The sequence below is a fragment of the Anaerosporobacter sp. genome (assembly GCF_031551385.1).
GTDB lineage: Bacteria > Bacillota > Clostridia > Lachnospirales > Lachnospiraceae > Anaerosporobacter.
Genome location: NZ_JAVBNS010000237.1, coordinates 1 through 21,819 on the forward strand (window position 1 = coordinate 1; position 21,819 = coordinate 21,819).

The 21,819-nt window shown below is 33.6% G+C and carries 31 protein-coding genes; 1 reads left to right on the forward strand and 30 read right to left on the reverse strand.

The genetic code is table 11. The annotated features are described in order from the left end of the window. Nucleotides 1–120: 120 nt before the first annotated feature. From RMR19_RS17900 to terL, 16 genes are all read right to left on the reverse strand, one after another. Nucleotides 121–417, reverse strand: coding sequence for a hypothetical protein (locus RMR19_RS17900; RefSeq protein ID WP_310604869.1), 297 nt, complete (start codon nucleotides 415–417; stop codon nucleotides 121–123). A 56-nt stretch (nucleotides 418–473) separates the two neighbouring features. After that, nucleotides 474–821, reverse strand: a complete 348-nt coding sequence (locus RMR19_RS17905; RefSeq protein ID WP_310604870.1) for a hypothetical protein — start codon at nucleotides 819–821, stop codon at nucleotides 474–476. A gap of 19 nt (nucleotides 822–840) precedes the next feature. Then, nucleotides 841–1,278 carry a phage tail protein gene (locus RMR19_RS17910; RefSeq protein WP_310604871.1) on the reverse strand — a complete coding sequence of 146 codons (438 nt, stop codon included), beginning with the start codon at nucleotides 1,276–1,278 and terminating at the stop codon, nucleotides 841–843. Between the two features lie 62 nt (nucleotides 1,279–1,340). Further along, complete coding sequence (locus RMR19_RS17915; protein WP_310604872.1) at nucleotides 1,341–1,745, reverse strand: hypothetical protein; 405 nt, start codon at nucleotides 1,743–1,745, stop codon at nucleotides 1,341–1,343. A gap of 2 nt (nucleotides 1,746–1,747) precedes the next feature. Next, entirely contained in the window at nucleotides 1,748–2,242 is a 495-nt protein-coding gene (locus RMR19_RS17920; protein WP_310604873.1) for a hypothetical protein, read from the reverse strand. A 3-nt stretch (nucleotides 2,243–2,245) separates the two neighbouring features. Beyond that, entirely contained in the window at nucleotides 2,246–2,704 is a 459-nt protein-coding gene (locus RMR19_RS17925) for a DUF2829 domain-containing protein (protein WP_310604874.1), read from the reverse strand. Between the two features lie 11 nt (nucleotides 2,705–2,715). Continuing rightward, the gene (locus RMR19_RS17930; protein WP_310604875.1) at nucleotides 2,716–3,114 is read right to left on the reverse strand and encodes a hypothetical protein; all 399 of its coding nucleotides are present in this window, start codon (nucleotides 3,112–3,114) and stop codon (nucleotides 2,716–2,718) included. Between the two features lie 113 nt (nucleotides 3,115–3,227). Continuing rightward, a complete protein-coding gene (locus tag RMR19_RS17935; RefSeq protein ID WP_310604876.1) occupies nucleotides 3,228–3,560 on the reverse strand; it encodes a phage head-tail connector protein in 333 nt (110 codons plus the stop codon). Nucleotides 3,561–3,579: 19 nt separating this feature from the next. Then, nucleotides 3,580–3,744, reverse strand: coding sequence for a hypothetical protein (locus RMR19_RS17940; protein WP_310604877.1), 165 nt, complete (start codon nucleotides 3,742–3,744; stop codon nucleotides 3,580–3,582). Between the two features lie 13 nt (nucleotides 3,745–3,757). Continuing rightward, entirely contained in the window at nucleotides 3,758–4,825 is a 1,068-nt protein-coding gene (locus RMR19_RS17945; RefSeq protein WP_310604878.1) for a major capsid protein, read from the reverse strand. A gap of 50 nt (nucleotides 4,826–4,875) precedes the next feature. Then, on the reverse strand, nucleotides 4,876–5,205 hold the full coding sequence (locus tag RMR19_RS17950; RefSeq protein WP_310604879.1) for a hypothetical protein: 330 nt from the start codon (nucleotides 5,203–5,205) through the stop codon (nucleotides 4,876–4,878). A gap of 15 nt (nucleotides 5,206–5,220) precedes the next feature. Further along, nucleotides 5,221–5,856, reverse strand: a complete 636-nt coding sequence (locus RMR19_RS17955; protein ID WP_310604880.1) for a hypothetical protein — start codon at nucleotides 5,854–5,856, stop codon at nucleotides 5,221–5,223. Nucleotides 5,857–5,868: 12 nt separating this feature from the next. After that, nucleotides 5,869–6,084 carry a hypothetical protein gene (locus RMR19_RS17960; protein ID WP_310604881.1) on the reverse strand — a complete coding sequence of 72 codons (216 nt, stop codon included), beginning with the start codon at nucleotides 6,082–6,084 and terminating at the stop codon, nucleotides 5,869–5,871. Next, nucleotides 6,074–7,510 (reverse strand): phage portal protein, encoded by a 1,437-nt coding sequence (locus tag RMR19_RS17965; RefSeq protein WP_310604882.1) that lies wholly within the window; start codon nucleotides 7,508–7,510, stop codon nucleotides 6,074–6,076. Before RMR19_RS17965 ends, RMR19_RS17960 begins: the two co-directional genes overlap by 11 nt. Nucleotides 7,511–7,622: 112 nt before the next feature. Then, on the reverse strand, nucleotides 7,623–8,054 hold the full coding sequence (locus RMR19_RS17970) for a hypothetical protein (RefSeq protein ID WP_310604883.1): 432 nt from the start codon (nucleotides 8,052–8,054) through the stop codon (nucleotides 7,623–7,625). Nucleotides 8,055–8,063: 9 nt separating this feature from the next. Further along, the gene (gene terL / locus RMR19_RS17975; RefSeq protein ID WP_310604884.1) at nucleotides 8,064–9,701 is read right to left on the reverse strand and encodes a phage terminase large subunit; all 1,638 of its coding nucleotides are present in this window, start codon (nucleotides 9,699–9,701) and stop codon (nucleotides 8,064–8,066) included. Nucleotides 9,702–9,802: 101 nt separating this feature from the next. Between terL and RMR19_RS17980 the strand changes: the two genes are divergently transcribed. Further along, nucleotides 9,803–10,045: a hypothetical protein gene (locus tag RMR19_RS17980; RefSeq protein WP_310604885.1), complete on the forward strand. Its 243-nt coding sequence runs from the start codon at nucleotides 9,803–9,805 to the stop codon at nucleotides 10,043–10,045. A gap of 35 nt (nucleotides 10,046–10,080) precedes the next feature. Here the strand turns inward: RMR19_RS17980 and RMR19_RS17985 are convergent, their stop codons facing one another. From RMR19_RS17985 to htpG, 14 genes are all read right to left on the reverse strand, one after another. Then, nucleotides 10,081–10,350, reverse strand: a complete 270-nt coding sequence (locus RMR19_RS17985) for a hypothetical protein (protein ID WP_310604886.1) — start codon at nucleotides 10,348–10,350, stop codon at nucleotides 10,081–10,083. Nucleotides 10,351–10,727: 377 nt separating this feature from the next. Next, entirely contained in the window at nucleotides 10,728–11,309 is a 582-nt protein-coding gene (locus RMR19_RS17990) for a terminase small subunit (protein WP_310604887.1), read from the reverse strand. Nucleotides 11,310–12,219: 910 nt separating this feature from the next. Further along, the gene (locus RMR19_RS17995; protein ID WP_310604888.1) at nucleotides 12,220–12,894 is read right to left on the reverse strand and encodes a hypothetical protein; all 675 of its coding nucleotides are present in this window, start codon (nucleotides 12,892–12,894) and stop codon (nucleotides 12,220–12,222) included. 265 nt (nucleotides 12,895–13,159) lie between these two features. Next, nucleotides 13,160–13,579, reverse strand: coding sequence for a type II toxin-antitoxin system HicB family antitoxin (locus tag RMR19_RS18000; protein ID WP_310604889.1), 420 nt, complete (start codon nucleotides 13,577–13,579; stop codon nucleotides 13,160–13,162). Between the two features lie 61 nt (nucleotides 13,580–13,640). Then, nucleotides 13,641–13,814, reverse strand: a complete 174-nt coding sequence (locus RMR19_RS18005) for a type II toxin-antitoxin system HicA family toxin (protein ID WP_310604890.1) — start codon at nucleotides 13,812–13,814, stop codon at nucleotides 13,641–13,643. Nucleotides 13,815–14,070: 256 nt separating this feature from the next. Beyond that, nucleotides 14,071–14,883 carry an ABC transporter permease gene (locus tag RMR19_RS18010; RefSeq protein ID WP_331654783.1) on the reverse strand — a complete coding sequence of 271 codons (813 nt, stop codon included), beginning with the start codon at nucleotides 14,881–14,883 and terminating at the stop codon, nucleotides 14,071–14,073. Then, nucleotides 14,855–15,646 (reverse strand): ABC transporter ATP-binding protein, encoded by a 792-nt coding sequence (locus tag RMR19_RS18015; protein ID WP_310604891.1) that lies wholly within the window; start codon nucleotides 15,644–15,646, stop codon nucleotides 14,855–14,857. The genes RMR19_RS18010 and RMR19_RS18015 overlap by 29 nt, the downstream gene beginning before the upstream one ends. A gap of 138 nt (nucleotides 15,647–15,784) precedes the next feature. Further along, a complete protein-coding gene (locus RMR19_RS18020) occupies nucleotides 15,785–16,690 on the reverse strand; it encodes a transglutaminase domain-containing protein (RefSeq protein ID WP_310604892.1) in 906 nt (301 codons plus the stop codon). 29 nt (nucleotides 16,691–16,719) lie between these two features. Then, nucleotides 16,720–17,391 (reverse strand): CPBP family intramembrane glutamic endopeptidase, encoded by a 672-nt coding sequence (locus tag RMR19_RS18025; RefSeq protein WP_310604893.1) that lies wholly within the window; start codon nucleotides 17,389–17,391, stop codon nucleotides 16,720–16,722. A gap of 42 nt (nucleotides 17,392–17,433) precedes the next feature. After that, entirely contained in the window at nucleotides 17,434–17,832 is a 399-nt protein-coding gene (locus RMR19_RS18030) for a hypothetical protein (protein WP_310604894.1), read from the reverse strand. A 189-nt stretch (nucleotides 17,833–18,021) separates the two neighbouring features. Further along, nucleotides 18,022–18,861 carry a DegV family protein gene (locus RMR19_RS18035; RefSeq protein WP_310604895.1) on the reverse strand — a complete coding sequence of 280 codons (840 nt, stop codon included), beginning with the start codon at nucleotides 18,859–18,861 and terminating at the stop codon, nucleotides 18,022–18,024. Between the two features lie 289 nt (nucleotides 18,862–19,150). Further along, nucleotides 19,151–19,321, reverse strand: coding sequence for a hypothetical protein (locus RMR19_RS18040; RefSeq protein ID WP_310604896.1), 171 nt, complete (start codon nucleotides 19,319–19,321; stop codon nucleotides 19,151–19,153). A gap of 86 nt (nucleotides 19,322–19,407) precedes the next feature. Continuing rightward, nucleotides 19,408–19,629: a hypothetical protein gene (locus tag RMR19_RS18045; RefSeq protein WP_310604897.1), complete on the reverse strand. Its 222-nt coding sequence runs from the start codon at nucleotides 19,627–19,629 to the stop codon at nucleotides 19,408–19,410. Nucleotides 19,630–19,868: 239 nt separating this feature from the next. Beyond that, the coding region (htpG, locus tag RMR19_RS18050; RefSeq protein ID WP_310604898.1) for a molecular chaperone HtpG at nucleotides 19,869–21,819 on the reverse strand (1,951 nt) is incomplete at its 5' end.

A 21,819-nucleotide genomic window follows, 5' to 3' on the forward strand; every position in this document is an offset into this window, starting at 1 on the left:
ATAATATTATTATAATTACAAAGCTAATTACTATTCTCTTTTTTCTTGTCATACACGCAACTCCCAACATATTTTTACTTTACAGTATCATATTATGTTAGGAATTGCAAGCTACGCTCTTTAATCTAACTCATGCAAAATAGTATGTGCATTTACATTCATTGCCCAGGCTTCCCACTTGGCTGCTTCTTGCTCTTCTGTTTGTTCTGCTTCAAAGTCAATAGGTTCTTCAAAATATTTATTCTTATCAGATAGAACAGATGCAACGGCAGATTGAATGTACAGTCCATGTTTCCACATATTATAATTTTCCATTTTCCTTTTCAGTTTACTTGCTTCAATAAATGGTTCTGTTCTTTTAGGACTCAATTCCCAAAACAAACTGTAACCGATATCAATACTTAATGCCTGTGGCAACCATACTTTATTGATTATTTCAGTGAAACTATTATATTGAGATAGCTTGATTATACCTACATCTTCGCTTTCTTGTGGTCTTGTGGAGCTATCTTCGCTCCTTTGGAAAAACCCTCATTAGAAGCATACTCTTTCATTGATTCAATGTCATTCGTCAAATCTGATAACACTGCCTCAAGTCCACCACCATTATCTATATGTTCTGCAACTTCATCTAATGCAGCATCAAATGAAAGTCCCGTGAAGTAGGAGAAGCCTTTTACAATACTTGTTGCTAAATTCTCTGGATCATAAAATTCACCATTTGATAAAGCCATAATCTTAATGCCTTGTGCTTCTAGTTTTACCAAATCTTTATAGCTATTAATTTGTGGTACTTTATATTCTTTCCCATTTAATTTCATCTACTTTTCCCCCATTTACCTAGTCAATTTTCTCAACTTTAGTTGTTCTAGCTATTGAAATCTTAACTTTAATAAGTTCATTTACTCCACCGCCTGTAACCCATGCTGAAAGTTTACCTTTCCATTTATATTTGATTATATGTCCATCAGGTTCACCACTTGAATTTTTACCTACATATAATGCAAATGGAGTTTCTATTCCCTTCAATGCTTCAAGGGCCTCAAGATCTGTTCCCGATTCATCAAGAAATCCATCAAACTCCAATGCACCTAGTTTAGTAATGCCTTCTTCTTGCACTTCCATTTCATCAGACAAAGTAGTTCCATCTAATGTTTCTGGAGCACCACCCATGTCTGGGAAGCTAACAATATCAACTAATTTGGCATAAGTTGCTGTGCCACCTGAACCAGTACCTTTCATAAGGTATACACCCATCTTACTACTAACTTTACCCATACCTATATTCCTCCTACTTCTGACATTCATAAAAATGCACATTATATGCACTTAACCACATTTTATTTACTATGAACTATATACTCATTATCTGAATTTTTTGAAACAACGCCTGTGTATCTAGCAGTGAATCTCCAATAATTCGGACCATTCACTAATGGTTCATATCCCATAGTCCGAGTAAATCCATCTAATCGAATAACATCATCTACTACATTGCAAATACTTTTACATTCTGTTTTCGATTTATCAGAGTAAACATCAATTTGAATCATTGGTTTTACATGATTTTCAATATTTCCACTGGTAACTGTTTTATCATATGTGGGATTGTCTTTTTGAACTAGTGAAACATAAGGAAATGAAGATGGAGTATTTACTTCTGATGTTCCACTCTTACAAATATCTTTTATAGCATCTCTAACGTCTGTATACAAAGCGTTTTCAACATCAATCAGAAATCTCACCCCTAACTTTTAAATACTTCCTTGGCTATTTTGCCACATATCATTTCTAGTTCTTTTACAGTTTCATACATAAATGCTCTACTTGGCATACCTGTTGTCCAACCACTTTTTCCTGTCTTTTGATTATAGAAAAACCAACCTTCTTCTCCATGATTATTGACATCGTAATCATATCCTAATTCCCCTGAAAGTGGATGACTCGCTTCACTTCCACGGATACCAGTGCCAAATTCAACATATATAGCATAGTAGCAATCTGTTTTAATTAATCCCGTACCTAGACTTGGACTAAAATATCCAGTAATACTACCTTCTAGCACTCCAGTATCAAAAGATCCAAGCTTCGCAACATTAACCTTTGCTAGTTCAACTCCTTCATCAACTAATCGTTGGGTTAGAAGTTCGACCTTCTGTTCAAGGTCTTGCCGATATCTCATAATTTCAGCTTTCGCTTTGACTATGCTACGTTGGGATAATTCAATTTTAATTGTTGTCATAAACTATTCAACAATAACCCAATCTTCTGAAAGTACATCATTGATGCTTGGAACCCATGTTGATACGGTTCCTTTAACATTTTTAATTGCTAAATATGGTTCATATTCAACCATACCATCTGAATCAGATATTGAATCACCTGCATCTGTACATGATTTATATTTATTTGCTGAAACATAGTACACAAACATTCCTTTGCCGTTCCAGCCATCTCTTGCAACCTTAACGCCTTTCTTTAACAGCTCAATTGCAATCCCAAACGTAAGCCCCTCACAATCTCTGTATGCATTCTCAAATACTTCTTTAGGAGACCATGATTGATAACCATCTTCATATTCAACCAGATAACCTTCATCGTTAGGATTCTCGTTTTCTGGTATATTCCAACCACGATACTTGTTATAATCGCCACGGTTCATTGGCAATGCTTGTAACATTTTTGTTCCAATATATTTTTTCATCTCTTTCTTACCTACACTTTCTTAATCGCATATTGCACCGAATTAAGGCTTTTAGCCACTTTCTTAACAATATAATCATGTTTTGTTTTAGTTGCTCCATTTTCATCTAACACTGGCTTTATATCAACCCATAGCACCGTTGTTTCATCAATAGGTAATATCGTATCACATGAACACAACACTTTGTCATAATCAAGACTTATACCAAATTGTTCTGTAGATGCCTCACCCCTTGAAGCAGATGAATTAATTTTGAAGTCAATTGGGTTACTGTAACCAGTAATCTTTTCTCCTGTATAATTTCCTTCTTCGTCCATCTCTTCTACATCATCTAAATACAATGCATAATAGATTTTTTGCTTATTTCTTTCAAGACTTCTGATATCAGCTACTCCCTTCCTATTTTTCAAATCATTATTAAAGCAAGTTTCAACACTTCAATACTTTATCTCATATTAGTCCCTACCCCTCTTTATTGCATATGAGATTCCCTGCAACCCTACTGGTCACGCTCCTACTTAACTCAAAATATTTTAACAAACGGAACAATGTCAGCTAGAAAGCTATTAGGAATTCCTGCACTTTCATAAGCACGGTTAATACCATTCTCATTGTGAGAGGTCTGACCTTCTGCTCCACGCTTATTCCATAAGTATATATAAATAGATTCAACATTATCGGAATAATCATCTAATGCCTTTATTTTTTGAATCTCAGTTGAACCATATGGGTGTCTAGCTTTAATTACTGCTTTCTCTGCTTGTTCCAGATATATAGAAAGCAGAGAATCCATGCTTAAATCATCTGCATCTAATCCCGCAAGCAAGCGATATTTAACGTCTATCATCTCTGCCATCTATTACACCACCTTTATTTCATTTTGTCTTTTTTGGTTCCTTAATTTCACCTTGAAGAGATTCGTTTATTTCCCCCTCTTCATGTTCTGCTGACTCTTCTTTATCAACTTCTTCATCTACTGGCACATCAGCACCAGTAGGATAAATAACCCCATTATATTTAACTGCATGATTGAATTCCATTCTAAACCTCCTCCTAGTAACACTTGATTACATACGTTTCGTCCATTCTTTCAAATGATGGCAATACAATTTCTGATACCGTTGTTTTTGTCTGAACTGGATCACTCGTAACTGTAACAGCAACTGCAACACCAGTATTAACGATTGACACATCGGCTTCACCTGAGCCCATAAGTGTACGTTCTTCCGGAGTTGTACCATACCAAGTATTACCTAACGCTCCCGAAGGAACTAAAGTAGCAAAACCATCTGGATAAAATTTTGCAACTGTTCCATCTTCTTTTTTGTACTGTTTAGAGTAAACAATAATATTAACACCTAACTCCGTTTTAAACAGTTCCTTAACCCTAGCATCAGTAATCATTACATTTGCAGTAGTATTCTGCGCTAGGATGCAAGATTTTACTTTTGCATTTTGTTTAAGAAGACTCATTGTTTTCTTGGAAACAATCAAATATTCTGGTTTACTACCAGTATTCCCTTCAACTAAATCAATTGAAGCAGATACATCACTCACTGGGTCAGAAGTCGCTACTGCATCCCACTTATCTGTAGAAGTATTAATAGATAAGAAATTGTTTGCAGAATATTCATTATTTGGATCATAATTATAAACATACGTTGCACCATTAGCAGAAATCGAAATGCTTGGGTGTCCATCAGATGGAGACAACAATTGCATAATCATTCTTTCAGGTACTACATCTGCTGCAGCGATCAATTCATTTGCATCATCATAGATACGAGACAATACATCTGCTGCATACGGATCAGAAGAATCCTGAACACGCATAACCTCTTGTTCATCTCGCTCCTTAATAAGCATTGATTCACGGAAGAATGCCATTTCTGTATTATCGATTTTAAATCCAGAACGACTTCTAATAGTTGACTTTGCATCAAAATTAGATGGTGATAAGGAAACTGGAAGTCCTTTTGAAGTCTTAATCCATTTTAAATCTAACCCCATTTTCTTTTTAGCTGGAAATAGTCCAACTCCAAGATATGGTACTGCGTTGCTCGCTACCTCTGTATGATTAATTGCAATAGCACTTGCGCTATACACGTCTCTAATATTCATTCTTTCTTCCTTTCTACCGCTTAGTTTCTTCGCGGTCCGCGACTATATTTTTATTCAAATACAATTAGTGACAAAGCAGTCTTAACCGTACCTGCTAACGTAATACCTGCGTTCGAGTTACAATTCGCTTCATTAACACACGCATAGGCTTTCACAATTGTTCCATTAGGATTTTCATCACAAACATCATTTAATAAAATACCAATTGCTGTTGAACCTGTATTATCAATTGTTCCAGTTGCTGTAATTGGATTACCAGCCTTACAAACGCCATTTGTAAATGCTACTGAATTAAGCGTAATTACTTCCGTTAACTCCCCACCTAATTTACGTTTTAAGATTTCCTTCTGTGACATTACACTCTTTGAATTAAATTTCATTTTACCGCCTCCATATTATAAATAATTTCCAATCACATCTTTTGAAGTAGCATTTCCAGCCATGGCTTTGCCAAGTGTTTCAGCTACTTTTTCTGCTTCTGTTTTTTTATCATCTCCAGCGCCACTACTGTTTCCATTACCACTAGGAGTAGCATTGAGTAATTCTTCTCTCACTTTAGCTTCAGCGGAATCACGTTGTTTTGTAAGTACTGCTGAGAGATTTGTTGCAAGTGATTTAGATGTTTCTAAATTATCTGTTACAATGCCATCAATAAAATCTTTATAGTCATCTTCCGTGAGACCAGCTGCGCTAAGAATTGCTTTAACCTCTGATTTATTAACTTGCTTTGTCAAATTAGCAATTGTTTCATTCGATGTTTCAATTGCTTTATTGGCTTTTTCAAGGTCCGTAAGTCCTTTTTCGTTTATATCATCAAGTTGTTGTTGCAATGTATCAACTGTCTTGGCTTTTTCTTTGAATGGTTTAATTTCCCCATCAAGTTGACTCAAATAATTTGTTACCATTTCATCGGTTGGTTCTGCTATTCCAAAAGCAATTAAGTTTTGTTTTGCTTGTTCCTTTGTCATAATACTTCCTTTCTTCCAATACTCTATCTTCGCATTAGATTGCCATTTTACACATGACTGCATAATAAAAACGCATTACTGGAAGCGAGCACCGCTACTTGTAACACGTTTGTTGATTTTCTCAAACTCCGAACTCTTGCTTGTTGCTGTTTCAGCTGTTCTACTATATCGGTAAATACGTTTATCTGTATCAAATATAGCAAAACCTTTACATTTGCACTTCACCTCTCCTTTTCCTTCGAATTTTCCAAGTAGGTGGTGACAATTAGGGCATCTTACCTCATATAACATTATTATCACCACCATTCATTTCTGATTGACTTTGTACTTCTTCTTTTAACATATTAACAGTTTTGTATTTTGCATCTAGATAATCTTTTGATTGCATATATACCTTTTCAGGATCTCCAAACGCTTCGCAACTTGCAATTGCTATTTTAGGATTTAATCCAGCAGATAAATAATTGAGTAATGCTTGCGACTTAACTAACATATTATCTGTTTTATTTCTTGTGATTTTGACATCTATATCTTTAATATCCAGCTTAATATCTTTGTTTTTTGTTTTCAGTATATAAAAAACTATATCTAGGAATCTCTTCTCGGAACGAATGATAATAGGTTCTATCAACTCGGCTCTTTGTTCTGCGAAGTCCCAACCATTTCTTAAATATACTGCTTGACCAGTATCACCACCAGTATTCTGTTCCCTTGAAGGCATACCTTCGATGATTAAAATATTTTTATATAAATCGTCTTTGGAAACTTGTGTTTGTTCCTGATCTAATTGCTGAGATATTAAATCAACATCAGCAGTTACACCTTGATGCCCTTTTATTGCAATTGCACCAAGTTCACACATTTTCAAAAAATCATCTTCGTCAATTTCACAGTTAACAAACTTCATAAATGCTTGTACAAATTGCTCGATTCCATTCAGCCTATTTGATTGCACGCTATTAATTGCATCAAGCATTGTAGATACAATCTCAATATCAGATAACCGTCTAGAATTATTAGGAAACTCCACAATCGGAATCCTAAACATTCCATTTGGTTTTTCCTCAATCACTTTGCTTCCCTCAATTAAGAAATATTCTTTATTGGTATAACACTGATATTGATTCTTCCCTTTTTCCGATTTAACAAGCTGCACGCTCATTAAAGGTTTTTTTCCATTGCCTGTTGAATATACAACAAATGTATTCATTGGATTTAATGTCTCCAAATCAAATGAATACTCTTTACTGTTATCAATCCATATAAAACGATAAGCAGTTCCACATATTGATTGCCATTCGCCTAATTCAATATCATGAGCATATTTATCAAGTGCGCTCATTAAGTCATTTAGACTATCAACCATTTTCGTTATATTCTCATCCTTTGTACGATTGATATATTGAATTGCTTCGCCGAACTTTTGCGCATTCATAAATCTAACAATTTCAAGTGCATGATTTTCAACAATTTTATTGTTAATCTCAGGTCTAACCTTCTTAACCATATATAAAATTGGTTGATCTCCACGGTAATATCTATCTAGGTATCTTATTTCTGCTCGATTACTCCAATGAGTAGCAATCGAATCTCCAAGAACTTTTATTATGTTGTCTTTGCTTATTTCTTTTACATTTGTAAATATCTGCTTTCTTCCAAAATCTCCACGACATAATTCCGTGAATGGAAGCCGATTCCTTTCGAACTCTCTTATCAACTACTCACCCCCTGAACAGAAAAGAGAGCCAATCAGAACAGACGGCTCTCTTGAATACACTTTTTGTTATAGTTATTATATCATGTCTATAACGTGAATTGTGTGGTCATTATTATTTTTGTGGCAAATATTTTCCAACAATCTTTGACACATTACTTCTGTCTGCGTATCCTACTTCTTTTGCAACTACTTCCTGTGTCTTTCCTTCCAGGAACAATCCAATGAATACAAGTTTGTGCGATTTATTTTCAATACTTTCTATGAAGTCTTCAACCTCTATCTTATTTTCAAACGATTTATTTATACTCGATTGAATCTTGCACTTCAAATCTTGAATTTTCTTTGTATAATCCTTATTTCCATGAAATTCATACGCTCCATTTACTGGGAAACTTCTTTCTGTGTAGGGGAATTGAGAACCAGAACCTTTTGTCTTTCCGAACACTGCATCTGGCCGATAACTTTCCCACTTTTCTAATCGCTTTTTATCTTTCTCTATTAGTTTAACCGTTGAACGGTACTGGTTTAGTTTTTCTATATCCATAGATTCCTCCTAACATGGACGCTGCATTGCAGTAGCCTTTGCTATAAATCCGCCTTGAATGAATAACTGTAATTGAGATAATGCATCTGCTGCATCATCATGTTCATTCTTACCAATTTGTACAAACATCGTGAGTTCGTCCATAGCATCTTGATATTCTTTATCTCGATGCTTTTCATCTAGGAAATAAAAGCTTGCTTTAATATCTGGAGCACATTGTATTATCTTTGCTAACTTTGCTGTCTGATTACTCGCTTTAGAGTATGTTATATTTGTTTTAAATCCACTTTCTTTAAGCAACCTATCAATATCATCTGCATATTCATCTCCACCGTTATTCGCTTCAAAATGCTCTTGGTTAGGTTTATGATATAGTGATTTCCCTACAACAATTGGTTTTGTAACCTTCTTATTTCCCTTGTTAAATATCCAATCATGTATAAATACTCTTCCATCATCGAACACATATGCAAATGGCATTGAAAGACTATCCCCACCGCCCCATGCAACATCACACACGGCAACAATCCTCATTAATCCATCACCTGGCAATACACCATTATAAAAATTAAGTGATGATTCCTCAAATAACAATCCTTCACGGGTGAATGGTTTTTGTTGATATTTTGCTTCCCATTCATTCTTATCTAGTCTTTCTTTAAGATTCAAGAAATACTGAGTCGAGAATCCTTTTCCATAAAGATAATCAAAGTTTGATTCATTATTTTCATTCAAGGCAGGTATTTTTCTAAACCTGTATCTTGGATTATCTTTATATTGCTTTTCTACTCGCCCCAATGGATCCAATATGTTCCATCGTGTACCGACCATTAACTCTCTAGTTCCGTCATTCTTACGGTCCACCAAGATGTTAAGATAATCTTGATATTTTCCATTAAGTCTTGTGGGGCTTAATGATTCTGTTCTATCACGCACTAAGTCGTCAACATATAGATAACCATCATTACTAATATCGACTGCGCCTGTCCATGTGCCATCAATTCCTCGGCAAGTCAATGTAGAAAACCTATCTGGTTTATCTAAGTTTATCTCTTTCTTCTCAGATGATTTTGATTCTAGCTTTATACCAGGGAATACATCTCCCCAATTGTATTCTTGGGATAGAATAATGTTCATTGCTTCATCATAGAAACCGTCTGCAAGGATTCCACTATGGCCAGACATTGCATTGTGACTGTTCGGACGTTTTCCCATTACCCATGAAAGGAAGAATATACAAATCGTAGATTTTCCAACACGAGGGGGCATTGACAATCCGTAGAAATCTAGCTTTCCATCTTCTAAATCCTGCAGGTCATTAACAACCATTCTCAGCACTTTTCTTCGTGGAAGGTAGAATTGCTTTTCTGGTGCTCTATCTTTTTCAACATAGAGTATGTAATCATCGAATCTATATGGAGCACGTAATAGTAAACAACGATTATATAAATCATACATTCTGTTGTCTGATTCTATAAGCTTGCTACATCGTTTCTTTACATCTTGTGCTATCTCAAGACCATTATCTACATCTTCTTTGAGTATTTCTTTAGCCATATCAAATAACATATTTAAATTATCATAACTAGTCATATCCATTGAATACAGCTTGTCTACTATCTTTTGATTATGTTCACTTATACTCATGAAATCACCCTTTATTTTGGCGCTCATGGACACTCTTGATATTCTTATCTTTATTTTAATTTTAGATTAGTGTATTATATTTTTTGAAAGGTGGTGATAAAATGTTTGATCCCAATGATATTTATACAGACTCTACTGGTGTTCGGTTTCTTTGTGAATATATTTGCAAAGATTCCAATGAAGCAGAATTTTTAGAAGCAAGTTATTTAGGTCCACTTAGACAAAAGTATTTTTGTGCTGAGCTTTATGCAAAAAACAAAGTTCTTATTATTGATACGCCTGATAAACAAACTACATATGATATAGCTATTCTCTTAAATAATTCAATTAGCAGCAAAAATTAATTTGAGGGAGAGTATGGTTTCTTATACTCTCCTTATTAATAAATTTCGTTCAGTTGTCTTATATTTAAATTATCCGTCTGAACACCATCTTTTGATAATGGTTTATCACTTATATAAACAGGTCTATCACCTTTCTTCTCAATCGTATCTTTCGCACACTTAATAGCAGTATCTAAATCCTTGCAGCTCCCCCATACAATCCATAACCATGACTTTTCATCTTGTACAAGCCACCCAATCTTATAATCATCTTTCAGGATTTTCGCATTTTTATCTTTTGCTAACAGAATTGGCAATGATGACATTACTTCTCCCTTCCATGAAACAAGAACTCTTTTTTGTTTTTTAAAAATTTTTAAGATTTGGTGAATAAGGTCTTTTTGTTTTTTCGTGTAGTTAAGGGACTGAGTAGACCAACAAGCCACTCCTATACAACCCCCACCCCCATACTTCATGGTCATTGCATCAAACGAGCACATCATAAGCATATAGGGCACTTTAATCATCAATCAAATACTAACTATTCGTTAAACTATTGTTTAGCGAAATCTTTTTTATGTGCACTAAACGACTGAAAACCTTGTAAATACAATACTCTTTAGCTTTTTGACAATAACACATATCACAACTATTCGTTAAACACGCAATTCGTATGTACTACACGGACACATTTACCACTTTGTTAATCATCTACAGCAATCCTTTTTGCTATCTCATCAGGTGTTAAACTATCTCCCAATGTATTTCTTGGAGCTACCTCAACCTCTGTTTTATCCTTCATACCGTAGTAGTTCTTACTTCTGAACATGAACAGGATTGGATTATCGATTCCTTCTAGGGCTAAAACTTCGTCATATTCTGCAATAAAAGTCTTGGCATTTTTTATAATTAAGGAACAGCGAGAGCCCAGTTGTGCATCTCTTACGCCATTTTCCCACTCAGATAAGCTAGTATATGTAGTTCCAAGTGCAGCTGCTAAACCTCTTATAGTTGGTCTTAAACTCAATTCAGCACAGTCTTGGAAATAATCTTCAATAACTATTTCCATTTCATCAGCATCATTAAACTTTGCTATTCCTCTTCTATCTCTTAACTCCATCAATCTATTAAATATATCTGCTTTCATTTTAGCGCGCTCTGGATCATCTTCTCTAACACTCATACATACACTAGGACGTTTATGTTTCCCACTACCTCTACCATCTTTTCTGACCGTCTCCTCTACGATTTCAGCATCTACGATTTTACTAATCTCTTTCTTCATAAAATATCACTTCCCTTCTAATCTACATAAACAAAAAACAGACCTAAAACTCCCATGAAGGAGTAATCGTCTGTTGTGGGCTTCCCTCTTTGCTTTCAAGGGATTCTTTTTATATCTGTTTATATAGATTATAACATTGCAAATAGCTTATGTATATATCAATTCTCTTACAAAACACGAAAAAGTGTAAGACCTTTGTAAGACTTTTTGTAAGAGCAAGAATCCTTTATTTATAAGGGTTTAAAGTACTTTATTATATAAATATTACATTATTACATTAATTATATATATACATGTGTGTAAAAAATAAGCCTATACATGACCCTCTGTTTTTACACATATAAGACTATAAAAAATCTGAAATGATGTAATTTTGTAATAAATCTCTCGCAAGCCTTGATTTTACTGGGTTTTTGCTCTTACATTTTTGATTTTTTCATGTAATATTGGTGTAATTTTGTAAGAGGTTATGGTGTTAATATGTAAACGGGAAAGATAAATAATAAGATGTGGAAAAGCGAATAAGGCAGAGATTGCAGATTTTATAACCAGGAATACCGAATTGCTGCCAATGGTGATTTAAATGATATTGTAGTGACTGGATATTATAACACAAACCCAATCACTACAAAAAATCCACGGATACAGACTAAGGAAAAACAATCAGCTCAATCATGAGTTATATAAATATTTAATCCTTTTGTAAGCATCATATTTGTTAGTTCTACATCTGTTATAAACAATCGAAATAAGCAATCACTTGTTCCATCATAACAACCTTTATAGTCCCATCATTGAATCTTACTAGTTCTATAACTTATAGTTCCCTCCTGATCTATATATCATTCTCATTCCTAAGAAAACAGCATTTTATTTAATCAATTTAAATGTATTGCATTCCCCAATAGGCTTATTGTTTTAACATAGTATCTTTATACTTTTGATAAACTTCTATTGCTCGTTCTAGTAATTCTTGATCACTTAATATTTTTTTCTTAGTAATCTTTTCTTCAACTGCTGGGTTCATCTTTTCGCTGCTTATATCAGAAGAAAAACCATATATCATATTTGGAGCTGCAAGCTTATTTTTACGGTCAAAAGTAAATATAGCAAACCCCATTGTCTTAAATCCTTTATCCTCCATTGTTGTGTCGTATGTATAATATAATTCCCCCTTATCTTCATCTATGGAGGCATTTCTCGATTTCCATTCTCCCCTATATCTCCCATCTTCAAAATAACACTTACTTCGAATTACAAGACTATTAAAATCTTGTTCAAAATACTCTACAAAAAATCGTGGTTTCCCACTCCTGCCTATATAGGCTCCAACCCAAATTCCATCTAAATAACTGCGACCAAATACAATTTTTTTTATTAATTTAAATTTTATTGCAAGCGCTTCTACTAATTTTAATACAAATCTATAGCTACCAAGAGAAATTATAGCTCCAATTAATGCTGGATTCCAAAAACTTAAACCAATAAAGCCCACGAGTATTGGCTGAATCATGCTCCAAATAAAGAAAACTAATGCAGTCGTTATAGTAAATATTATTGTTCTATATCCATTATACTTATTCATCGCAATTCCCCCTCTTTGGTGTAAAGTTTAAAATCAGACATTTTTCATCAAGTTTAATAAATTTCATTTGAACTCGTCACACTCATACAAACATCATGGAATATAATGCAACTACGTTTCTTTTATTGTTCTTCGTCACATTTTACTTATAAATGGATTTTCCTATAATCACCTCAATTCTCGGATACATTCGATTTTTATATTATATATATTCCTCTAACAATATAACAATGGGCTGAAATATAAATCCAGCCCATTAATCTTATTATTTATTTCTTTGTACATTAAGCACGTTCATTAATGCTTCTTGTAATATTCTTGATACATTAATTCCAGCATGTTCAGCTTCATAATTTAACCAACTAGGAAGTGCAACATTTCTTCGTACTGTTCTTGTATCAATTTTTTTTCTATATTTAGTAGAATCAATATCTACTAATGTCACTATTGTTTTACCTTCTTCCACAAAAGTTCCTATATTAATATCTAAAGTAGAAATATCAGATGGTTTAGGAATATTTTCATTTGCATCTTCCATAGATACACATTTTAACTCAATTGCATCTCTTGCCATACTAATAGCATTATTCATATCTATTCCTTCTGTTAATATTTCTAAATCAGGTACTTCAATTAAAATAATATTATCTGTTTCTGTAAAAAAAACTGGATATACATTTTTCACAGTATTATCCTCCAATCTAAAAAAATATTTATAATATTAAGCATGTCACAAAGATAAGGGATTATAATAATCCCCGTCTCCGTAAAACAGCTTTTGCCAATTTCTCATTAATCTCTTTGTGTCTTGGGACTTCTTCTCTTTCCACACCACGTATATACACATCGTGGTTACTTCCATGTCTCTCGAAAAAAAATCCACCGTCTTCAAGTTTCTTTACAAAATCTCGTTGTTTCATTAGTGTTCCTCCATACATCTATTATACACACTAATTACACAAAAGTCAAGTTTTTATACACACTAATTACACAATACAACAAATCATTCAGCATACTATTTCTTAAGCATTGCTTCTTAACTATGTTAATAAGACATCTTCATATAATCATTTATCATTACGTCCATCGATTTTAATAAACTAATGGCTAATGTCTCCCTAGATTTTATTAACTAACTTGCATTAGATCAATAAATAGATTTTTGACTTGCCCCGGCTAGAAACTGTTCCAACTTAGCACAGCTAAACAGGAAGAGTGAGACTTCTCCCACTCTTCCTGTTTGTGAACCAATCTAAATACTTGACTTCCATATATGATTAAATACCCAAGACCCGCTTTCGCCGCCAAGAATTCTCCAATAATAACACCAACTAAGGCTAACCCAATATTTACTTTCATAACACTAATAATGGAGGGAATATTACTTGGTATCACAACACGAAGCAAAATATCCTTCTTTGTTCCACCAAGTGTCCTTATTAATTTAATCTTATCTTCTTCCACCTCTTTGAAATCCGTATATAACGTTATAATGCTTCCAAATACTGCCACAGAAATTGCTGCAATAATAATCGTCTTCATGTTATTCCCTAACCATACAATAAACACTGGTGCAAGAGCAGATTTGGGTAGACTATTAAGAATAACTAAATATGGTTCTAGCACTTTAGAAACACTATCATTCCACCAAAGTATAATTGCTATTAAAAGACCCAGTATAATAACTAATGAAAAGCTAACAAATGTCTCAAACAGCGTTATTCCTATATGTCGAAATAAACTTCCATCTGCTGCCATAGTGCAGATACATTTAATAACCCTACTCGGACTACTGAATACAAATGAATCAATAATACCAATTCGAGTTGTTAGCTCCCAGACTCCCAAGAATATAATAAGGATTAAAATCTGAGCCATTCGAATTTTTTTCATTTTTGAAATATATGATGCTACATATGCACTTTGAGCAGAGGATACTGAGTTTTTATTGTTTTTATAACTACGTTCTAAGCTTCGTAACGTCCTCATGTTGATTCAACTCCTTCCATATTATGTTGAAGTAGTCTTTGAACTGAGGTGCACTCCTTGCAGCAAAAGGTGTTCTCTCTCCTTCTACCGTTAAGTCAATGTCAATAATCGTTTTCACGGTAGCAGGTCTATCCGTTAAGATAATAATTCTATCTGCCATACTTACTGCCTCTGCTATATCATGCGTAATTAAAACTGCCGTTTTCTTCTCTTTGCGAATAATACTCCAGATATCATCTGAAACTTCAAGACGTGTTTGGTAATCAAGCGCTGAAAATGGTTCATCTAACAATAAGATATCTGGCTCTAATAAAAGTGTTCTGATTAGTGCTGCACGTTGTCTCATACCACCAGATAATTGTGATGGCTTAGAATCACGGAACGTAATTAAACCATACGTATCTAGCATCTTATTAATAATTACATAACTCTCTTCTGTCAATTTATGCTGAATCTCTAACCCAAGGGTTAAATTTTTCAAAGTAGTTCTCCATTCCAGTAAATGATCCTTTTGCAGCATATATCCGATGTTCTTTCCTGAAGATTTCGCCTCTTTCCCATTTATATAGATATTTCCACTACTCGGAGTAATAAGTCCAGCAATCAACGATAACATTGTTGATTTTCCGCAGCCACTTGGACCAACAATTGCTACGAATTCACCCTCACAAACGGAAAAATTAACATCCGTTAATGCTGTTGTCTCACCCGATAGTGTATGGTAAGAATAACTCAAGTTCTCTATTTTTAGTAATTCCCTCATATTTGACCTCCTGTCTATCAGGTGGATACTACCTACGTTCATACTGTATTATATGTAGTCAAATGAATTGGGTTACCTTATTCGATATAGATTTACGCAAAAATCAGACATAATTCTTCCTATCTATGCAACATATTTTCAATGCAGTTTTTTGACATATTTTATAGGTGAACTTTGCACTGCCTTCTCTGATATTAAATACTCATAATCTGTTTTTATATTCTCTGGCATTAGAACATAATATTTCTCAGATTCGCCCGTGGTGTATGTATCACAATATTCTGTATATACAACATTTTTCATTATGTAGATAAACTCAGACATATGTTGCTCTTTTATCTTCTTCAAATCGCTTAAGCTTTCACCTGGTATAATTGGAGTACAAAACTCTTGAAGTGCGCCTTTTTCACGGATTTCAAGAATGGAAAGTGGCATTCCCTTATCATCTACCCAGTATTGATTGTTTGTTATATCAAACATAATCCATTTGTTTAAAGAGGTATCCCATATTTCATTTACAACATGACATTCTGTATCATAGTTGGAATACGGCATAATCCATACCTTTCTTGCATATATACCAAGAGCTAAACACATCTCATTAAGAATCTGGGATTTGCTTCTGCAGTTTATTCCATTTTTCTTATTGTCTAGGCTATATTCAAGTAATGCGATTGCATTCATATCAATATGATTATCGTAATTGCTATAATGATACAATCTTCTAGAAAACTCATTCATTAGATTTTTGACCTGCTCAAATTCCGTCCCTGTCTTCGCTATATCATTAATCTTATACTGATTAATAAGTTGTGCATATTCTTCCTTGTCAAAATCATATTGAAGTGCTATGTCTTCACCAACACCATAGTCTAAATTATTTGATAAGATTCCCGACTCCATTATATATATTTGATTTGGATTTTCCAGATAACTACGGCTACTAGTATCATCCCCTATGAGCAGATACACGTTTACTCCTACACTTGCAATCAATGCTATTACCAATACCATAACTATTATTTTTTGAATATGTTTCTTCATTTCAATCTCCCCTTTTTATTAACTTTATATCAAAACGGTTTTCCCATAAAAACAGCAAAGTCAAGAAAACCGTGAACTACGATTGTAGACCATATAGTATTAGACCTCTTATAAGCCATTGCGAAAACAATTCCACCAACTGTCGTATATACCACTTGAATCGCTGTTTCAATAAATGAGGCACTTCCATCTATTACATTAATAAAATGCAATGCTCCAAAAATCAAGCTCGATAAAACGATCGATACTATAACTGGATTCTTTTTTCCTTCCAGCATCACACACAAACCATTTAAAAGCAATCCCCTACATAGAACTTCTTCAAAGAAACCAACCGCTAGCGCATAGACACTCCAAACAGCACAATTTACAAAAAACTCACTCGTAGTCATTTTTCCTGAAAGTTTAACTACATTTATCACACTAAAAAACACTGCAATCAGCCATATGGGCGTTTGCATCATTAATCCACGAAAAAAATCATCTCGTTTGAATCCTATCTTGATTTTTAAAACTTTTGCGGTATATATGCTGCATAGAATTCCAAGGGATACACGAAGACACGTACCACCCACCTTATTGCTTACTCCATATAGTGATTTTCCTACCAGCCAATCCCCACCAAAGAACACCGCAAAGAATATGACAAAACCAACTATCACACGGATTCCAAAATCTTTCTTCTTTATATTTTCCTTCACCCTATATTATCTCCCTCTAACACAAATGTCGCCCATTTTCATCTAAACGATTGGTGAACATTGTACTGCCTTCTCCGATATTACATATCTGAAATTATTTTCCATCCTTTCAGGCATTAGTACATAAATTCGTTCTGATTCACCCACGGTATTGTTATCACAATATTCTATATATACAAGGTTTTTCATAATATAAATGAAACTAGACATATTATTCTCTTTTATCTTCTGTAAATCATCTAGGCTTTTACCTGGCTCAATCGGAGTACAAAATTCCTGCAATGCACCCTTTTGACGAATTTCCAAAATGGATAGCGGATTACCCTTTTCATCTACCCAATATTGATTGTGGGTTATATCAAACATAATCCATTTATTAAGAGAAATATCCCATATTTCATTTACTACATGGCACTCTCCATCATATGGCGAATACGGCATAAGCCATACTTTTCTTCCATAATCCTCTTCTCCTCGTAGCTGTCCACCTATTAATCCCCTAAAGATTGTACCATATATTTCCTCTCAATACTATACATTTTTAGCCAAAATAACCATTTATCCTTCAAACAAAAAAACCTAGAAAGAGTCACACAAACTCAATCTAGGCCTATCTACTTTCACACTATTCTAATAACAAACAATAATTCCACCATCATTCGCATACAAAGAACTAATTCCTGCTGTATCACAGATGAAGCAATCTTTGAATGGTACACGGCTCATAATCTCTTCTTTAACAAACACAGCTCTCTCATAATTGTTGCAATGTGAGATTGCAAGTGTACGATTTTCAACATCTGTAGCATCTTTCTTAATTAAATCTGCCATTAATGTCAATGTCTTATTCATTCCTCGTGCTTGGTCAACTTTCTCAATCGTACCCTCATCGGAAGCTCGCATTACAGGTTTAATATTAAGAGCACTTGCAATAACTGCCTTTAGATTACTAAGGCGACCATTCTTACGTAATGTCTCTAATGATTCTAATACAAACTTTGTATTCATTCCATTACGAAATTCATTCATTTCACGAACAATTTCTTCAAAACTTTTACCCTTTTCTTCTAACTCCTGTGCTTTTAAAGCAACTAATGTTTGTCCAATCGAAGCCGATCTTGAATCAAAGACCTCAATCTTCTTATCTGGATGTTCTTCAAGATATAAACGTTTCGCTAACATAGCACTCTCATATGATCCACTTAACTGTGATGATAATGTTACCACATAAACATGGTCTTCTGTGCCTTCAAACGCTTTCATATAAGCATCTGGAGAAGGACAAGAAGACTTAGGGCAATTTGGACTCGCCTGCATTCTCTTTAAGAAGTCTTTCTGGTCAAATGTTTCGTCATCTGTAATAAGATATCCATCTATATCAATACATAAAGGTACAATGTGAAAATGATTGTCCTTTTTTTGTTCTTTTGTTAAGTCTGTACAACTATCTCCAATAATTTTATAGCTCATTATCTTCCTCCTAAATAGGTTACCAAACATACAACTTGTAAAGTACTAACAAACTTCACTATGTAGTTTTAATTACCATATATAATAGCATATATTCTTATATAGGTCAATCAAAATTGTATTTAGAAAAAAATGATAGCTACACAACGGAATCCAGTCCATGCACCTTTAGTGAACGGACTGGATTCTTGGCTATTCTACGTTATTAGCCCATAACCTTGCAACGCAGTGCAAGCTTGGGATTGAACAGTAACACATGCTCAATACAAAATACTAAGCTCTAAAATGGTCATCTTGGAATGTATAAATCCTCCAAAGTTACACAACGAATCATTTTTTCCTGTCTTAATTGCTTATCATTCGTAAGGAACAAATCGCACCCTTGAACTATTGCTGTTCCAATTTGAAGAGCATCCATACTTTTAAAGTCTTTAAATTCAGCTCTTATCATTGCTGCCAATATAAAAAAATTCCTTTGCTTTGTCAAAATACTGGTAGTTCTGTTCTAAATAATATATAAAGGGAGCTGTATCAACAAATACTTTTCTACAACCGAACATTTTCTCTCAACTCCTTTATATAGCTATCTACATTCTGTCCTCTCTCTGTTGGTTTAACAAATTTATCAAAATTAATATCTTTCCTTTTTATTTGTTGATATGGATAGTCAAGAATTGTTATAATAACATCCTTTCCATCAAATGCTTTAATATCTTCATCTTCTACAACAATTGTATTACCTTGTATAATGCCTTTCACTACCAACATAGTAATAACCTCCTTACCATCTCTACACTATTATACCTATTTTCATTATACCCTTATTAATCACAAAAGTATATATAATACTTTTTTCTCTAATATTATAATTTTCTTATAGGTTATCATTTTCCCTCTTCATAAGAAATAAAAATTTCTATAAAACAAATAACGATAGCTATACATCCATACTACCTAGATATATAGCTATCGTACACTACTGAAAACTCTTTTAAAACAAACTCAAACTATTTTGCCATCTTTAACATAATCTCATTACTTCTGTTAATGAATTTTGTCATTGCTTCTGCTTCTAATGGTTTATGGCTTAACAATGCTAAATCATATAATTGTTCACAGAAGATAGTTACATCATCCTCTTTATGTTCAAAGATGTATTGAACTAACTTGTTGTTTGCATTAAGAACTAATGTCTCGTTTGAGCCGAACATGCCAGGATCCATTCCATACATGTTGTATGCTTTCATCATATCTTGCATTCTACGGCTTTCTTCTGAAAGAGTTACCATAGAAGAAACATTTTCATTCTTTAATTTTTCAACTTTAACTTCTAATTTTTCTTTATTAAGAACTTTTCTGAATAATTCTGTAAGAGCATCTGTCTTCTCTTTTAAGCTATCTGCTTCTTCACCTTCTGCAACTTCTTCCTTGAAGCTGTCTGTAATATCTGCATCAATTCTTTGGAAATGAAGGTTTTCATCTTGTTGCTCTAATTGAGAGATAAATGGTTGGTCAATATTATGTGTCAATACAAGAGCATCGATTCCCTCTTCTTTAAACATATTAATATATTGACTTTGTTGTTGCATATCCGTTACATAGTAAATCTTATCATTTGCTTTTTCTTTGTTTGCTTCTGTATAGTCTGATAATGTAATGTAGTTACCTTCTAAGTTCTTGAAGATAATGAAATCTTTCATCTTGTCACGGAATTTTTCATCTTTTAAGCAACCATATATAATGAATGGGCTAATGTCATCCCAGTATTTTTCATAAGATTCTTTTTCAACTTTGTACATACCAGAAAGTTTATCTGCAACTTTCTTTGTGATATACTCAGATATTTTCTTAACAAAACCATCGTTTTGTAATGCACTTCTTGAAACGTTAAGTGGTAGGTCTGGACAATCAATAACACCTTTTAATAACATTAAGAATTCTGGAATAACTTCTTTGATATTATCTGCGATAAATACTTGATTGTTATATAATTTAATTGTACCTTCCACAGAATCATACTCTGTATTGATTTTAGGGAAGTATAAGATACCCTTTAAGTTAAATGGATAATCCATATTTAAATGAATCCAGAACAATGGCTCTTTGAAGTCATGGAATACGTTACGGTAGAATTCTTTGTATTCTTCTTCTGTACAATCATTTGGGTGTTTTGTCCATAATGGAGTTGGATTGTTAAGAGGTTTTGGTCCTTTGTCTTCTGCTTCCTCTTTTTCTTCTGTAGCATCTGCATCGTCTGCGTCTACTACTGCATTTCCATCTTCATCTACTTCCGCATCAATGATTTCTTCTTCCTTTTTCTCTTCCACAGGAGCATCTGCGTTTGTAAAATAGATTTCTACTGGCATAAACGAACAGTATTTTTGAATTACTTCTTTTGCACGATATTCATTTGAGAATTCATAGCTGTCTTCATTTAAGTAAAGAGTAATTTCTGTACCTCTTGTCTCTTTGTCGCCTTCTGACATCTCAAATTCTGTACCACCTTCTGATTCCCAGTGAACGCTTGTTGAACCAGCTTTATATGATAATGTATCAATCGTAACACGGTCAGCTACCATGAAAGCAGAATAGAAACCTAAACCAAAATGTCCGATGATTTGTTCTTCATTTGTTTTATCTTTGTATTGTGCTAAGAATGCTTCTGCACCAGAGAAAGCAATTTGATTAATATATTGCTTTACTTCATCTACAGTCATACCAATACCATTATCAATAATTTTAATTGTTTTATCTTCTGGACTAACAATTACATCAAGTTTATATTTTTCTCCATCTACCTGTTGATATTCACCCATGATAGAAAGTTTCTTTAATTTTGTAATTGCATCACAACCATTTGATATTAGCTCTCTATAGAAGATATCATGGTCTGAATACAACCATTTCTTAATAATTGGAAAAATATTTTCTGAATTAATTGATAAGCTTCCTTGTTCT

What these genes read in the sequence shown, in the direction of transcription:
- RMR19_RS17905 (WP_310604870.1), bottom strand. Translation starts at nt 821, where the DNA reads ATGAAATTAAATGGGAAAGAATATAAAGTACCACAAATTAATAGCTAT.
- RMR19_RS17910 (WP_310604871.1), bottom strand. Translation starts at nt 1,278, where the DNA reads ATGGGTAAAGTTAGTAGTAAGATGGGTGTATACCTTATGAAAGGTACT.
- RMR19_RS17920 (WP_310604873.1), bottom strand. Translation starts at nt 2,242, where the DNA reads ATGACAACAATTAAAATTGAATTATCCCAACGTAGCATAGTCAAAGCG.
- RMR19_RS17925 (WP_310604874.1), bottom strand. Translation starts at nt 2,704, where the DNA reads ATGAAAAAATATATTGGAACAAAAATGTTACAAGCATTGCCAATGAAC.
- RMR19_RS17935 (WP_310604876.1), bottom strand. Translation starts at nt 3,560, where the DNA reads ATGGCAGAGATGATAGACGTTAAATATCGCTTGCTTGCGGGATTAGAT.
- RMR19_RS17940 (WP_310604877.1), bottom strand. Translation starts at nt 3,744, where the DNA reads ATGGAATTCAATCATGCAGTTAAATATAATGGGGTTATTTATCCTACT.
- RMR19_RS17945 (WP_310604878.1), bottom strand. Translation starts at nt 4,825, where the DNA reads ATGAATATTAGAGACGTGTATAGCGCAAGTGCTATTGCAATTAATCAT.
- RMR19_RS17950 (WP_310604879.1), bottom strand. Translation starts at nt 5,205, where the DNA reads ATGAAATTTAATTCAAAGAGTGTAATGTCACAGAAGGAAATCTTAAAA.
- RMR19_RS17955 (WP_310604880.1), bottom strand. Translation starts at nt 5,856, where the DNA reads ATGCAGTCATGTGTAAAATGGCAATCTAATGCGAAGATAGAGTATTGG.
- RMR19_RS17960 (WP_310604881.1), bottom strand. Translation starts at nt 6,084, where the DNA reads ATGTTATATGAGGTAAGATGCCCTAATTGTCACCACCTACTTGGAAAA.
- RMR19_RS17970 (WP_310604883.1), bottom strand. Translation starts at nt 8,054, where the DNA reads ATGGATATAGAAAAACTAAACCAGTACCGTTCAACGGTTAAACTAATA.
- terL (WP_310604884.1), bottom strand. Translation starts at nt 9,701, where the DNA reads ATGAGTATAAGTGAACATAATCAAAAGATAGTAGACAAGCTGTATTCA.
- RMR19_RS17980 (WP_310604885.1), top strand. Translation starts at nt 9,803, where the DNA reads ATGTTTGATCCCAATGATATTTATACAGACTCTACTGGTGTTCGGTTT.
- RMR19_RS17985 (WP_310604886.1), bottom strand. Translation starts at nt 10,350, where the DNA reads ATGTCATCATTGCCAATTCTGTTAGCAAAAGATAAAAATGCGAAAATC.
- RMR19_RS17990 (WP_310604887.1), bottom strand. Translation starts at nt 11,309, where the DNA reads ATGAAGAAAGAGATTAGTAAAATCGTAGATGCTGAAATCGTAGAGGAG.
- RMR19_RS17995 (WP_310604888.1), bottom strand. Translation starts at nt 12,894, where the DNA reads ATGAATAAGTATAATGGATATAGAACAATAATATTTACTATAACGACT.
- RMR19_RS18005 (WP_310604890.1), bottom strand. Translation starts at nt 13,814, where the DNA reads ATGAAACAACGAGATTTTGTAAAGAAACTTGAAGACGGTGGATTTTTT.
- RMR19_RS18010 (WP_331654783.1), bottom strand. Translation starts at nt 14,883, where the DNA reads ATGAGGACGTTACGAAGCTTAGAACGTAGTTATAAAAACAATAAAAAC.
- RMR19_RS18015 (WP_310604891.1), bottom strand. Translation starts at nt 15,646, where the DNA reads ATGAGGGAATTACTAAAAATAGAGAACTTGAGTTATTCTTACCATACA.
- RMR19_RS18020 (WP_310604892.1), bottom strand. Translation starts at nt 16,690, where the DNA reads ATGAAGAAACATATTCAAAAAATAATAGTTATGGTATTGGTAATAGCA.
- RMR19_RS18030 (WP_310604894.1), bottom strand. Translation starts at nt 17,832, where the DNA reads ATGCCGTATTCGCCATATGATGGAGAGTGCCATGTAGTAAATGAAATA.
- RMR19_RS18035 (WP_310604895.1), bottom strand. Translation starts at nt 18,861, where the DNA reads ATGAGCTATAAAATTATTGGAGATAGTTGTACAGACTTAACAAAAGAA.
- RMR19_RS18045 (WP_310604897.1), bottom strand. Translation starts at nt 19,629, where the DNA reads ATGTTGGTAGTGAAAGGCATTATACAAGGTAATACAATTGTTGTAGAA.